This window comes from Fluoribacter dumoffii NY 23 (assembly GCF_000236165.1).
Classification (GTDB): Bacteria; Pseudomonadota; Gammaproteobacteria; order Legionellales; family Legionellaceae; genus Legionella; species Legionella dumoffii.
The window spans coordinates 267,245-281,365 of record NZ_CM001373.1 but is presented as its reverse complement, the minus strand read 5'-3'; the positions used below and the strand labels follow the sequence as shown (position 1 = coordinate 281,365).

Sequence of the window (14,121 nt, the reverse complement as noted above, 5' to 3'; positions counted from 1 at the left end):
AATAAGTCAATTAACTGCCGGCCTCAATATCCCAACTGATTTAATGGGTGACGATAAGGAATAATCCTAGCGATGGATATGTTAACCCGCTTGGTAGAGGCACTTCGCTGCCTACCAGGCGTAGGTCCAAAATCAGCACAGCGTATGGTGTTCCACTTACTCCAGCATCAAAGACAAAGAGGGCTACACCTCGCCTCTTGCCTGGAGCAAGCAATGAACAACATTCATCATTGTGAACGTTGTGCTAATTATACAGAACAAAGAATTTGTAACCTCTGTCAAAATCCAAATCGGGATTCATCTTTACTTTGTGTTGTGGAAAGCCCGGCAGATGTATCAGCTATTGAACAAAGCAATGCATTCCAAGGAAAGTATTTTGTTCTCATGGGGAAAATATCTCCACTAGACGGATTAGGGCCCGAAGATATAGGATTGCCCCGACTTAAAACTCTCATCATCCAAGAAAAAATTAAAGAAGTGGTATTGGCATTAAGCCCGAGCGTGGAAGGTCAAACTACCATTCATTTTATTCATCAGCTTTTACATGATTTGCCAATAAATATAACCCAATTGGCGCATGGCATTCCCTCTGGAGGAGAATTAGAGTTTCTGGATGGTAACACTATAGGAAACGCCTTTCGCAATAGAGCAATAATTCATGTTTAAATCAGTATACCGTGGTAAATACTTTCTCATATTAATGTTCCTCATTTCGGGGATAGCCCATGCATCTTTTTACAAAAATTTATGGCCCAGATGGGAGGTAAATAATCCTTTATCCAATGAGGTTATTTCCCATAAGCTTTGGCAAGATTTTCTAAACCGCCGTATCGTTACCAACGAAGAAAATATTAATCTGGTTGATTATGGCCATATGACACAAACCGATTTAAATCTGCTTAAAGATTATTTAAAAAGCATGTCCGAAATAAATATTGACAATTACAACCGCAATGAACAATTGGCGTATTGGATTAACGTCTACAATGCTCTGACCGTACAAATTATTGCCAATTATTTCCCAGTGACTACCGTTCAAGAAATTAATATTTCACCAGGATTATTCAGTATAGGACCCTGGGGGGCAAACCTAATCACCATAAAAGAAACGTCTTTAACTTTAGATGACATTAATAATCGCATTATCAGGGCGATTTGGAATGATGCACGCACCCATTATACTTTAAATAATGGCACGATTGGCGCACCCAACCTGAATAGAAAAGCGTATCAGGGAAACCTCATCGAAGAGCAATTGAATCAGGCGGCCTCTAATTACATTAACTCCCTTAGAGGAGTAAGTGTCATTGAAGGAAAGCTGATTATTTCCAAGTTATATGATTGGTATGAGGAGGATTTCGGCGGTACAAAACAAGATGTAATTTTCCATCTATTACAATTTGCCAAAGAACCATTACAAAGCCAACTCAAACATATTAACACTATTGACAGTTACATTTATAATTGGCATATAAACGCACCCTCTACAGATCTCGATTAAAAACACAGACACACTGCTTTAAACTGGAAAAAGCAGTAGTATACTCACCCTTTTAAATTATGAGGTGTAGAAAATGAACCGTGGTGGGTTTTCATGGAAAAGATTAATTGGTATCTCTGCTCTAAAAGCAAAAATTTCGCGAAAAATTGGTATTCCACTGACTCAATCAGGAAGGCAAAGAAAACTAGGGGCTCTAATCATTAAATACGTGCGCGCATTTTTTCTGGAAGAAAAGAGAAAAAAATAAAGATAAACAGATGAGTTCTCACCAAAAAATTCCGCAGTATGTTTTTTGCGAATGCTCATCAAATTCCGTTAAGGGGCGGGCATATAGCAAGCCCCCTAAGGAAATAAGATCCCCCACCAAATCCCCAACCTTGCCTCCTTTTAATCAGAGGTTTCGAGAGGTTGAAATAATTGTTCCATAATGTGATCTGGCGTTTCATGAGCGGGCTTGTAGATATGAATTACTCTCAATACTGCATCACGATGATGAGGGGCGAACTTGATGTCTGGTTTTTCTAAATCATATTTATAAGCTTCTGCACGCAAATGACGCCTTTTTAATTCAATGCGTAAAGATTCCAGAACACAGCATAATGCATCACCCACATTAGCTATTGCAGCCCTCTCCTCATTGCCGAGAGGAGGTAACTCCTCGAAAGAGTCTCCTTGGGAAAGTTTCAAAAAAATATAAAGTAAAGAACAGGTATCCTTATTAGCAAAATAACCATATAAATCCAGGCATTCCGTTGTAGTAAGCTGCGCATATAAATCTACCATTTTTTCTTGAAAAATAATTAAATGCTCATGCCTGGAACGATCGGCGAGCAAATGCTGTTGCAATAGCATTACTGCATCAATTAAACGGTTTGGGTTAAAACAGAATTTATAAGCCCATTTAAGATCATATAAACAATCAATAGCTCGATGCTTTAAATGAATTGCACTCGCGTTTGTCTTTAATTTTTTTAATGCTGTTTGTATTAATATTATCCACTCTTCATAAGGCTCGATAGTGATGCCTGCAAGCAATTCCTCATCATGTAGCAAATAATCGAGCCCAGGAATTAATCCCTTTTGAAAAGCAGCTGCATATAGTTGTTGCTGCATTAATTCAAGAGCATGATGTATTACCTCCAAACGCGCTTGTACTGAGATGAGTTTTTCAGGGTGGATACCCTCAGAAAACAATTTATCCGGATGATACTTATAAAAGAATATTGCATTCACTAAAGCCGCAAATTCGCGATTGGAAAAATAATCCAAGGCAGCTTGTAGATGTAAGCTATCCCATTCTTGGAATAAAGTTTTTAGCTCATTGTAGAGGAGCTCATTGTTGTTCCAATAATTGATAAATCCTTCCAGCCACAAATTAAAATTCCGTTCGTAAAATAACTGTTGTAATTCTTTTGAATAGCGATGAATTTCTCCTGGGGAAATTAAAGCCGTTAGCCGACTTTTTTCGGGAGGAAACCTATTTGAATGGTGAAATCGGGAATGAGTCATCCTGTCTCCTTGCACGATCCCTGAACTTGATTTGATTTTATCCGAAAAAAATTTCGGTTTCCGATTTTATTAAAATGCAATCTTATCAAGAGCATAGAAATTTAATTAATAATGCTTACAATAATATCGAAACTCATTGAAAGTCTATATTAATCTTGCCAAAATTATAGGTGAACTGTACTCATAAAAATCCGGAATAAATGAATGCCACAACCCAGTTATCTCTTATTTATTGATAACGATCCCGTTAATGAGGATCTTAAGAAATACTTTGCACAATTTAATATTAATATCGTGCAGCAAAACCAGTTGACTCCTCTTCAAAAGGGCACAGGGAAACCGGTTGCCATTCTAATTAACTGGTCTATTCTAAAAAATGACCTCCAGGCAATCCATCAATTTTATACAGAGTATCCTGTACCTTTATTGATTATAAACAACACCCCCAATGAAGAAGCCTGTATCAAGGTTCTTGAAGCAGGAGCTGATGACTTCATTGTAAAACCCCTGTTACCCAGAGAGCTTCACGCGCGGGTTAGTGCAATTAATCGTCGTGTTTTACGTGCCCAACAACAAGTGGAGCATGAAAAAGAAGTTCTGGTATTTGCCAATTGGAAGCTTTATCCTGCCTCCAGACAAGTGTTTAGTAATACCAATGAAGAATTGGCGTTAAGCGCAGGCGAATATGATTTATTACTTACCTTCGTACAACAACCCCAACGCATATTGGATCGAGAACTTCTGCTACACATCACCAAAAATAGTGATTTGAATCCTTTTGATCGCAGAATTGATGTGCAAATAAGCAGACTCCGCCAAAAAATAGAAATTGATGCCAAAAAACCTGCATTAATTAAAACGATTCGCAATGGTGGTTATATGTTCACGGCGCAAGTTGTTTCCTTAAAAGAAAGCGATACAAAATAGCATTTTTGCTTCCATTCAGGAAATTACTTTAAATATTTTGTATATATTTTATACTTAATATACATGGATTGTGAGGTCACACCAATGGAGAATACAAAGGAACCCATTGATTTTAAATCTATTTTCGAGTCTACCCCGGGACTTTATCTTGTATTGGATAAGGACTTTACCATTGTGGCAGCCAGTGATAATTATCTGCGAGCAACCATGGTTACCCGGGAGCAAATTATCGGAAAGAATATTTTTGATGCTTTTCCAGATAATCCGGAAGACTCTTTTGCAACAGGCGTAAGTAATTTACGTGATTCATTAAATAGAGTTTTAAAAAATAAAGCCTATGACATAATGGCAATCCAAAAATATGATATCCGGCGCCCTAAGGAAAAAGGAGGGGGATATGAAGAGCGCTTCTGGAGTCCCATAAATTTACCTGTCCTAGACCCTGATGGAACACTTAAATATATTATCCACCGCGTGGAGGATGTCACAGAATATATTCAGCTTAAAAAAACCCGCTATGAACAATTAAAAGCAATGGAAGCGCTTCGTACCCGAGCCGGGGAAATGGAGGTGGAAATTTATCAACGCTCCCAGGAAATTGAACTCATTAACAAAAAACTGCAAGTGGCTAATTACAATTTAGCTTCACTTGATCAGCTAAAGACGCAATTTTTCGCCAATATCAGTCATGAATTGCGTACTCCACTCATGCTAATTTTAGGCCCCATAGATTCTTTATTAGAGGATGAAACGTTAACACCTAAACAAATCAAAAAAATTGAATTAATGAAAGAAAATGCCCTTCTTTTATTAAAACATGTTAATGACTTGTTGGATATTGCCAAATTTGATTCGAACCGATTACCAATTAATTATTACACTGTTGATCTGGTCCAACTGATTAAAAAAATTCTTTCACTATTTGAGGCGGATATTGAAGCAAAAGGATTAAAAATTTCTTATTCGTTTCCTAAAAATTTGGCAATTCAAATTGATAGTGAAAAAATTGAGCGTGTTATTCTAAACCTAATCTCCAATGCCATAAAATTCACTCCGTTTCAGGGAAAAATTTATCTTGCTTTAGAGAAAAATGAAAATAGCGCCGAGTTTTCTATTGAAGATAACGGCCCAGGGATTCCGAAAGAATTTAGAGAAGCTGTTTTCGAACGCTTCTTTCAACTGGAGGAAAGTTTGCGTCATTCCGCAGGAACTGGTTTAGGTTTAGCCATAGTTAAAGACTTTATTGAACTTCATAAAGGAACCATTAAAGTACATCAATCAAAATTAGGTGGTGCGCTTTTTGTCATTCAAATTCCATTGACTGCCCCAGTAAATCAATTAGTTCATGGTGGACAGCCTGGACAAAATACTCTTGAAATACCTCGCATTGTGAATAAACACCGCGAAGATGTGCGCATGCAGCCGCAAGTGGAAAGTGATCCTAATCAGCCTTTAGTTTTAGTCGTAGAAGATAACCTGGCGATGAATGAATTTGTGTGCGAACTTTTAAGCAAAGATTATCGTGTTATTAGTGCTCATGACGGTAAGGATGGTTTGAATAAAGCGATAAAATTCCATCCTCACGTAATTATCAGTGACATTATGATGCCGAGAATGAACGGCATAGAAATGGTTCATGCCATCAGGCAACATTCTTCCCTGCTTTCCACTCCGATTATGATTGTAACGGCTAAAGCAGATGACGAGCTTTGTGTACGTATGCTTAAAGAAGGTGCTCAGGATTATATGATTAAACCGTTCTCCGCTGAAGAGTTTAGAGCACGCATTGCAAATTTGATTTTAGTTAAACATGCTGAAGATGAGTTAGAGCGCTTTGTTTATCTGGCTTCCCACGATTTAAAATCACCCTTACCAGCCATGGAACATCTCGTTTCCTGGATAGAGGAAGATATAGGGAATCAGTTAACTTCGCAATCTAAAACATATCTCACCTTTTTACGGCAACGTGCTTATAGGATGTCTAATTTACTTGATGGTCTTTTAAGATATTCTCAGGCCGGTGGAATACACTTAAAAATTGAAAAAATTAATTTTCCTTTATTGATTGATTCCCTGACTCATGAAATAGAAATGGCAAATAATTTTGATATCCGTTGCGAGCAGTGTAGTTTTTTAGTCGAAGCTGAAAAAGAATCGCTAAAACAAGTGATTTATGAGTTGCTTGACAACAGTGTAAAACATCACCATTTGAAAAAAGGACATATTCAGGTAGGGGTTGCTGAAAAGAACCATTATTATGAGTTTTTTGTAGCTGATGATGGTCCGGGAATTGAGCCTGCATTTCAAAATCGAATTTTCCAGCTTTTTCAAACCCTACAACCTCGAGATATTTTAGAAAGCTGCGGAGTAGGGCTTAGCATTGCAAAAAAAATTGTTGAAGCGCAAGGGGGAAGCATCGGGGTAAAATCAGATGTAAATCAAGGAGCAATCTTCCATTTTACTTGGCCCAAACGGACAGGAGGTACCATGTAATGGCTAATAAAAATACAATTCCTCATATTTTAGTAGTGGATGATGATGAAATAGATTGCATCTATATGGAAAGAGAACTGGGTAAATTGAATTTACCCCTGACCCTCCAAGTAGCAAAAAATGGAATTGAAGCCTTAAATTTGTTAACAAAAGAAAATACACAATCCACCGTCATGCCAACCATTATTGTTCTAGATTTAATGATGCCTAAGATGAATGGCCTGGAATTCTTGCAATGTTTCAGAACCCATGCAAAATTTAATAGCATAAGAATATTTGTATTGACTACTTCAAATAACAATAAAGATAAACTTGCTGTGCAAAATTATAATATTGATGGTTATTTTGTGAAGGATACTCAATTTAAAGAGTTTCTAAACCAGTTCAAAAGGGTATTGGAGCACAGCTAAAAGAAGCAAAACATTTGCTTAAGTATTTTTTGCTAGGGAAATTTTAAGTTTTATTGTCCCAAAGCTAGTTTATTTATGTTTCTTCTTATTTATTTTAAACACCCTCAAACTTTTAATCGTGTTATCGCCCACCTTTAATACTTCCATGCGATAGTTTTCTATAGTCAAACATGAATCAGGAGGAGGAATATATCCTAAATGTTCCACAATTAATCCGCTTAATGTTTTGGGTCCTATCATGGGTAATTGCCATCCCATTAAACGGTTTAAATGACGTAAGGTTAATCCAGCATCGACAATAACCGAACCATCGCTTTGTGGGGTAATGCCTCGACTCAATGCAGCCACATCGGTGGTAAACTCACCTACTATTTCTTCGAGTATGTCTTCCATGGTGACTAACCCCTGAATGTTCCCATATTCATCGACGACAAAAGAACTTCGTCTCTTCATTTTCCTGAAATTTAAAATCTGCAGGTTAAGCGGAGTAGCCTCGGGAATATAATAGGGTTTATCAGCGACTTCGAGCAAACTCTCTAAATCCAATTCGTTTTCTATAGCCAAATTTAAAACATCGCGTACATGGATCATTCCTACCAATTCATCAATTGAATCGCGGTAGAGAGGCAGCCGCGTATGCTTTGCTGTTTCCAATTGATACAGGATTTCAGACCAGGGTTCTTCTATATCAATTCCCACAATATCTGATTTAGGGATCATTATGTCTTCTACTGTTGCCGTTTCCAAATCCAGCAAGCTGATTAACATGCTTTTATGTTCAATTGGCAATAATCCCCCTGCTTCATGCACTACGGAACGTAATTCCTCTCCCGTTAAAGATTCTTTTTGTGCTTTATCAAGTGAGACTCTAAATAAACGCAAAACCCCATTAGACATAAAACTGGTTATGTATACGAGAGGGGCAAAAATCAATTGCAAAATTTGTAAGGGCAATGAAGTTGCGAATGCTACTTTCTGGGGATAAATTGCAGCAAATGTTTTAGGGATCATTTCAGCAAATACTAAAATAATTAGTGTCAACAGAACAGTAGCTATAGCGATACCTGCGTCTCCGTAAATATGTTGCCCGATAAGTGTTGCTATCGTTGAAGCAAGAATATTCGCAAAAGTATTTCCAATCAGCACTACACTCAATAAGCGATCGGGGCGTGAGAGAATTTGATTCACTCTTACTGCCTGTTTGTTTTCTTTTTTGACCAAATGTTTTAACTTGTAGCGATTAATCGACATCATGCCGATTTCAGTACCTGAAAAAAAAGCAGCCAAGAAAATTAGAAATAACAGGATGATGAATAATGTTGAAAGATGGTAGGACACCGAATTTCCTTAAGCATTTATTACACAAAATAAAGTATCATATGGTTGTAAAGAAATCGAGATAGTAATTTTTAATAAAAACACAGCAAGAATCAGGCAACACTATTTTAAGCCTGGGTTCAAAACATAGGTTTTCCCCAGGCACAATGAAAATAAATTATTTATGCTCTTTATTAAAGCGTGCCACACTGGACATAATTTCTTCAAAAGCGGCTTCAGGACCAACCCAACCATTAAGTTTTACCCATTTACCTTCCTCCAGGTCTTTATAATGGGTGAAAAAGTGCTCCAAGGAGTTTAACAGATGTTGTGGGATGTCTTCATGCGTTTGAATTGATTGGTATATTTTCGTGAGTTTGTTCGTTGGAACTGCCAAAATTTTAGCATCAACACCTGACTCATCAGTCATTTTTAACATTCCTACTGGTCGGCATGGAATTACTGAACCTCCGACAAGAGGAACTGGAGTGACAACGAGCACATCAACAGGATCACCATCTTCAGATAAAGTATTAGGAATATAACCATAATTGACCGGATAGAACATGGGTGTTGATAAAAAGCGATCAACAAATAAAACCCCTGATTCTTTGTTCACTTCATACTTGACCGGTTCACTATGCATAGGGATTTCTATAATTACATTTATTTCTTTTGGCAAATCACGACCGCTGCTAATTTTCATTAAACTCATTTATTCTTCTCCCCCTCTTATCGAATAAAAATACAAGAAACGTCTCCAGATAAGCTTTTAATAAAAGCCTTCCTTCGTTTACTGATCGATTTATTTTTGGCAAGATCAGTGCCCGAAGGTAAATTCACGACATAAAGCGGCTATTATGCGAAAAAACACATTAAAAGGCAAAGAGAAGCTGTCGCATTATGACCAATGCAATGTATAATAGCCCTTTTAATCAAATGAGATTGCTATGAATTGCTTGTTTTGCAAAATTGCACAAGGTGCGATTCCCGCATCAGTAGTTTTCGAAGATGATGAGATAATGTCTTTTCGTGATCTCAACCCGCAAGCTCCTAAGCATCTGCTGATTATTCCCAAGCAACACATTGCCACATTGAATGATGCCAGCGATGAAAACCAGGCCCTGTTGGGAAAAATGATTTTAGGGGCAAAAAATATTGCTCGAACTGAAGGAATAAGTGACGCAGGATATCGATTAGTTTTTAACATTAATCCCGATGGTGGCCAAACAGTTTATCACATTCATTTACATTTACTGGGCGGACGTCATATGACTTGGCCCCCGGGGTAGGAAATAACTATGGAAAAACTCTATAAAGAACTGCTAACACAATTAGGTGAAGATGTAACTCGGGAAGGTTTGATAGACACACCTGCCCGTGCCGCTAATGCCCTTCGCTATTTAACAAAAGGTTATAACGAAAATCTAGAAGATATTATCAATGACGCTCTTTTCGATTCAGACATGAGCGAAATGGTTATTGTCAAAGATATAGAAATGTACTCTATGTGCGAACACCATTTACTCCCGTTTCTGGGTAAATGTCATGTTGGATATATTCCTAATGGAAAAGTAATCGGATTATCAAAAATAGCGCGTGTCGTTGACTACTTTGCTCGACGCCTGCAAATTCAGGAACGATTAACTACTGAAATAGCAAACTGCTTGGAATCAATAACCGGTGCACGTGGTGTTGCTGTAGTTATTGAAGCAAAACATTTATGTATGATGATGCGTGGGGTTGAAAAGCAAAACTCGGTAATGACTACTTCAGTGATGCTTGGTGACATGCGCAACAATCCCACAAGCAGAGCTGAATTCCTCACTCTGACTCAAGGTAAGTAATTACCTCTTGTTTGAATTCCTTTAATCTTTCAATACTGTAACCTGGGTGAAGCGGAGTGCAATCCGGGTTACATATAATCTTTGATTACATGCCGCGGGATGCGCACCGCAAGAAGACATTCTCCCACGCTTGCTGTGTAGGAGAATGTGGGACTATTTACTCTTCTTCGCCTTCGTTAACCTTGGCGTGTTGATGTTCTTCTTCAGGCTGCCCTTCTTCGGCTGGAACATCAGCTGCAGCTTCTGTCTGAGGCTTATCTTTCCACTCAAGCTTCACTCGGCCTTGCTTATCAATACCGGCAACGAATACTTCAATTTCCTGTCCCTCTTGCAATACAGATTCAACTTTTTGGGAGCGGTCGTTGCAAATTTGAGAAATATGGAGGAGTCCATCCTTTCCAGGTAAAAGATTAATAAACGCACCGAAATCTACAATTTTACTCACTTTACCTTGATAGGTTTGGCCAACCTCGATTTCCGCGATTAACGCTTTAATCTGTTTTTGGGCTTCTTCGAGTGCATTCATATCGGGTGAAAAGAGCTGTATTACCCCTGTATCATCGATATCTATAGACACACCGGTACTTTCTATTAGTCCTTTAATCGTTGCACCGCCTTTTCCAATAATAGTGCGGATTTTATCTTCAGCAACTTTCATCGTAGTAATTCGGGGTGCGTGTTTGGATAATTCTTCCCTGTGCTCTGCTAATGCATTATTCATGACTCCCAGGATATGCAAACGGCCTTCTAAAGCCTGATCCAGTGCTTGTTCCATGATTTCATTGGTAATACCATGGATTTTGATGTCCATTTGTAATGCCGTAATTCCCTGTTCGGTTCCGGCAACCTTGAAATCCATATCACCCAAATGATCTTCATCACCTAAAATATCAGTTAACACCGCATACCGATCACCTTCCTTAATCAGGCCCATTGCCACTCCAGCAACCGGCGCTTTCAAAGGAACCCCTGCATCCATCAATGCAAGGCTGGTGCCACACACTGTAGCCATCGAGCTTGAACCATTTGATTCGGTGATTTCAGAAACAACTCTTAATATATATGGAAATTCATTTGCTTCAGGCAATACCGCCATAATCGCACGTTTGGCTAAACGGCCATGGCCGATTTCTCTTCGTTTTGGACTTCCAACCATGCCCGTCTCTCCTACTGAATAAGGAGGGAAATTGTAATGCAGCATAAAGCGGTCTTTGGTTTCACCAATAATATTATCCAGGATTTGCGCATCCCGCTCATTACCTAATGTGGCCACAACGATTGCCTGGGTTTCACCACGGGTAAATAAAACAGAACCATGAGTTCTTTCTAAAAGTTTGGTACGAATGGAAATAGGGCGAACAGTCTTTTGATCACGGCCGTCAATTCGTGGCTCACCATCAAGGATTCGATTACGTACTGTAGCACGCTCAATCTCTACAAACATATTACCAATAACATCTGCTTTTAACTCTTCATTTTCAGCTTGCAAAGCAGCGATTGTTTGTTCTTTTAATACATCAAGGCGCTTATAGCGTTCTTGCTTGTCTCTAATCAGGTAGGCTTCTTCCACATCTGTTTTAACCATATCGGCAACTCGTTCTTGCAGATGGGTATCTACTTCAGGAGCAGTCCACTCCCAACGAGATTTGCCTGCTTGTCCGGCGAGCTCTTCGATTGCTTTGATCACATTTTTCATCATTTCATGACCAAACATAATAGCGCCGCGCATAATGTCTTCGCTTAACTCTTTAGCTTCTGATTCCACCATCAAAATAGCATCTTTAGTGCCTGCCACTACTAAATCCAGTTTGGATTGTTCTAAGTCTTTGCGGCTTGGGTTCAAAAGGTAGATACCGTCTTTATAACCAACACGCGCGGCGCCAATTGGCCCATTAAAAGGCACGCCAGAAAGAGCTAATGCTGCAGAAGAAGCAACCATGGCAACGATATCTGAAGAGACTTCAGGATTTAAAGAAAGAACGGTAACAATAACCTGGACTTCATTACAAAAACCGTCTGGGAATAAGGGGCGGATGGGGCGATCAATTAAGCGTGAAATTAAAGTTTCGTTATCACTTGGTCTGCCTTCGCGTTTGTTAAATCCGCCGGGGATTTTTCCAACTGCATAAAACTTTTCCTGATAGTTGACTGTCAGGGGAAAGAATCCATTTTCTTCGCCACCCTCTTTCTTACCAACTACTGTAGCTAATACCTGAGTACCATTCATACTGGCTAATACTGCTCCGTCGGCTTGTCGTGCAATTTCACCAGTTTCCAATATAAGAGTGTGGTCACCAAATGCTACTTCTTTTGTAAACTTAGCCACGTAATCTTCCTCATTAAGTAATTATAACGAAAAAAAGGCGCAGAAAATTGCGCCTTTATTTAAGGTTTTATTTTAAAGTACATTTCTAATGAAATGTGTTTGCTCATCAAATTAATATGAATCTCTCAGTTCCAGACTTTGGATTAATGTTTGATAACGAGCTTCATCATTACGCTTCAAATATTTTAATAGCTTACGACGCTTATTAACGAGTTCTTGTAGTCCACGTCGGGAATGAAAATCTTTCTTGTGCTCTTTAAAATGCTCAGTTAAATATTTGATGCGGCTTGTAATGATAGAAACCTGAACTTCAGGCGATCCAGTATCTTTATCGGAACGCTTGTATTCTTTAACAATTGTTGCTTTATCTGCGCTGCTTAGCGACATTATACACTCCTGGAACTACTAAGTATTCATTTAAAGGCGAACATTCTACCAAGGCATGTCCAACGAAACAAGTACTGAAAATTATTTTTGTGCAAAAAATTTCATATTTAGTCGAGATTGTTCCTTATACTAAGTAAAAACTTAAAAAGAAAGCAACCGTTTCGCTTTAATATCACCCTTTATATTTCGTTCACCCAACCCAATAAATTGTGCGCGCTCATCGTAAAGACGTACACAATCTGCTACTTCTACATCAACTTTATTTGTTACAATTCTACCTTGGCGAATAGTAACTATCTCATCATCCAAAAGAGTTATTTGCTCTAGATGGTCAACCGCTTTATCCATAGGGATTAGGCAGGCCATGCGTTCACTCATTGACATTGCCTCTATTTCATCGAGCGTATACATAGGCATGTTTTCCAAACCTGCAGTATAAACCCGGTGTAGGCGAGTTACATGAGCGCCCACTCCTAATGCATCGCCAATATCTTCTACCAAGTTACGTATGTAAGTGCCTTTGCTGCACCTCACTGTTAATGAAAACTGGATTCCATCAAAAGCAGTAAGTTGTAAATCGCTAATCAGTATTTCTCGGGCCTTTCTTTCGACAGTAACCCCTTCGCGTGCCAAGCGATAAAGAGGCGTTCCATGATGCTTTAAGGCGGAAAACATCGAAGGAACTTGCTTAATGTGACCTGTATGCTGCATCAGTACATCCAGCAATTGTTCTGTGGAAATCGAAAAGCGTTCAACCCGGGCAGTTACTTCACCGGTTGCATCCGCAGTATTGGTTTTAATGCCCAGCAACCCCGTAGTTTCGTAACATTTATCGGCATCAAGCAAAAACTGACACACTTTAGTCGCTTCACCAAAACATAGAGGGAGCATTCCCGTAGCCAGGGGATCCAAACTCCCGGTATGTCCCACTTTTTTCGCCCCTAATAATCTTTTTGCTTTTTGTAAGGCGGTGTTGGAAGTCATCCCTACTGATTTATTCAACAGGAGGATTCCATCTTGTTTTAAAAGATTATTCGTTTTCATTATCTTCTGAAGTCGGCGGATTTACTTTATCGATGAGACGGCTTAAACGTTGTCCATATTCAATGGATTCATCATAAACAAAATGCAATTGGGGAACTGTACGCAAAGTAATACTGCGTGCCAGGGCCCCACGCAAGTAACTTGCAGCGGCATTTAAAATTGCTGCAACCGTTTTTTTATCGTCATTGAGAACGGTAAAGTATACTTTAGCATGCCCCAAATCAGCAGCGACTTTTACTGCTGATATCGTAACAAAACCTGTTAAGCGTGGATCCTTTACTTCTTTAGGTATTATTTGAGCTAACTTTCGCTGAATCATTTCAGCGACACGATCTGTACGTTTAAAATTTTGACCCATAT

15 protein-coding genes (1 of these 15 running past the window's edge) are annotated in these 14,121 nt (G+C 38.8%); 8 read left to right on the top strand and 7 right to left on the bottom strand.

Features of this window, described 5'->3' with window-relative positions:
- The 3 genes in view from KYQ_RS01325 to KYQ_RS01315 are tightly spaced (at most 8 nt apart) and all read left to right on the top strand, a layout consistent with a single transcriptional unit that may run on beyond the window.
- Positions 1–64: the 3' end of a YbaB/EbfC family nucleoid-associated protein gene (locus KYQ_RS01325; protein ID WP_010652418.1), read on the top strand. The gene continues 272 nt to the left of window position 1, outside the view; 64 of the gene's 336 nt are visible here — the last part of the coding sequence; its start codon lies off the left edge, out of view; the stop codon is at positions 62–64.
- Between the two features lie 8 nt (positions 65–72).
- A complete protein-coding gene (recR, locus tag KYQ_RS01320; protein WP_010652417.1) occupies positions 73–666 on the top strand; it encodes a recombination mediator RecR in 594 nt (197 codons plus the stop codon).
- Positions 659–1,501 (top strand): DUF547 domain-containing protein, encoded by an 843-nt coding sequence (locus tag KYQ_RS01315; RefSeq protein ID WP_010652416.1) that lies wholly within the window; start codon positions 659–661, stop codon positions 1,499–1,501. The genes recR and KYQ_RS01315 overlap by 8 nt, the downstream gene beginning before the upstream one ends.
- A gap of 387 nt (positions 1,502–1,888) precedes the next feature.
- On the opposite strand, the gene KYQ_RS01300 is transcribed toward KYQ_RS01315, so the two are convergent.
- Positions 1,889–3,010: a hypothetical protein gene (locus KYQ_RS01300; RefSeq protein ID WP_010652414.1), complete on the bottom strand. Its 1,122-nt coding sequence runs from the start codon at positions 3,008–3,010 to the stop codon at positions 1,889–1,891.
- A gap of 204 nt (positions 3,011–3,214) precedes the next feature.
- On the opposite strand from KYQ_RS01300, the gene KYQ_RS01295 reads away from it, so the two are divergent.
- The 3 genes from KYQ_RS01295 to KYQ_RS01285 all read left to right on the top strand — a co-directional run bounded on the left by KYQ_RS01295 (position 3,215) and on the right by KYQ_RS01285 (position 6,840).
- Positions 3,215–3,937, top strand: coding sequence for a winged helix-turn-helix domain-containing protein (locus KYQ_RS01295; protein ID WP_010652413.1), 723 nt, complete (start codon positions 3,215–3,217; stop codon positions 3,935–3,937).
- 84 nt (positions 3,938–4,021) lie between these two features.
- Positions 4,022–6,430, top strand: coding sequence for an ATP-binding protein (locus KYQ_RS01290; protein WP_010652412.1), 2,409 nt, complete (start codon positions 4,022–4,024; stop codon positions 6,428–6,430).
- Positions 6,430–6,840 (top strand): response regulator, encoded by a 411-nt coding sequence (locus KYQ_RS01285; RefSeq protein ID WP_010652411.1) that lies wholly within the window; start codon positions 6,430–6,432, stop codon positions 6,838–6,840. Before KYQ_RS01290 ends, KYQ_RS01285 begins: the two co-directional genes overlap by 1 nt.
- 69 nt (positions 6,841–6,909) lie before the next feature.
- Here KYQ_RS01285 and KYQ_RS01280 read toward each other — a convergent pair whose 3' ends face one another.
- Both KYQ_RS01280 and ppa read right to left on the bottom strand, forming a co-directional pair.
- A complete protein-coding gene (locus KYQ_RS01280; RefSeq protein ID WP_010652410.1) occupies positions 6,910–8,178 on the bottom strand; it encodes an HlyC/CorC family transporter in 1,269 nt (422 codons plus the stop codon).
- A gap of 157 nt (positions 8,179–8,335) precedes the next feature.
- Positions 8,336–8,872: an inorganic diphosphatase gene (gene ppa, locus KYQ_RS01275; protein WP_010652409.1), complete on the bottom strand. Its 537-nt coding sequence runs from the start codon at positions 8,870–8,872 to the stop codon at positions 8,336–8,338.
- Positions 8,873–9,107: 235 nt separating this feature from the next.
- Between ppa and KYQ_RS19040 the strand changes: the two genes are divergently transcribed.
- On the top strand, positions 9,108–9,449 hold the full coding sequence (locus tag KYQ_RS19040) for a histidine triad nucleotide-binding protein (protein ID WP_010652408.1): 342 nt from the start codon (positions 9,108–9,110) through the stop codon (positions 9,447–9,449).
- A 9-nt stretch (positions 9,450–9,458) separates the two neighbouring features.
- Entirely contained in the window at positions 9,459–10,004 is a 546-nt protein-coding gene (gene folE, locus KYQ_RS19035; RefSeq protein ID WP_010652407.1) for a GTP cyclohydrolase I FolE, read from the top strand.
- 157 nt (positions 10,005–10,161) lie between these two features.
- Here the strand turns inward: folE and pnp are convergent, their stop codons facing one another.
- From pnp to rbfA, 4 genes are all read right to left on the bottom strand, one after another.
- Positions 10,162–12,330, bottom strand: coding sequence for a polyribonucleotide nucleotidyltransferase (pnp, locus tag KYQ_RS01260; RefSeq protein ID WP_010652406.1), 2,169 nt, complete (start codon positions 12,328–12,330; stop codon positions 10,162–10,164).
- A gap of 111 nt (positions 12,331–12,441) precedes the next feature.
- Positions 12,442–12,717, bottom strand: a complete 276-nt coding sequence (gene rpsO / locus KYQ_RS01255; protein WP_010652405.1) for a 30S ribosomal protein S15 — start codon at positions 12,715–12,717, stop codon at positions 12,442–12,444.
- Between the two features lie 141 nt (positions 12,718–12,858).
- Complete coding sequence (truB, locus tag KYQ_RS01250; RefSeq protein ID WP_010652404.1) at positions 12,859–13,761, bottom strand: tRNA pseudouridine(55) synthase TruB; 903 nt, start codon at positions 13,759–13,761, stop codon at positions 12,859–12,861.
- A complete protein-coding gene (rbfA, locus tag KYQ_RS01245) occupies positions 13,748–14,119 on the bottom strand; it encodes a 30S ribosome-binding factor RbfA (protein ID WP_010652403.1) in 372 nt (123 codons plus the stop codon). The genes truB and rbfA overlap by 14 nt, the downstream gene beginning before the upstream one ends.
- Positions 14,120–14,121: the final 2 nt, after the last annotated feature.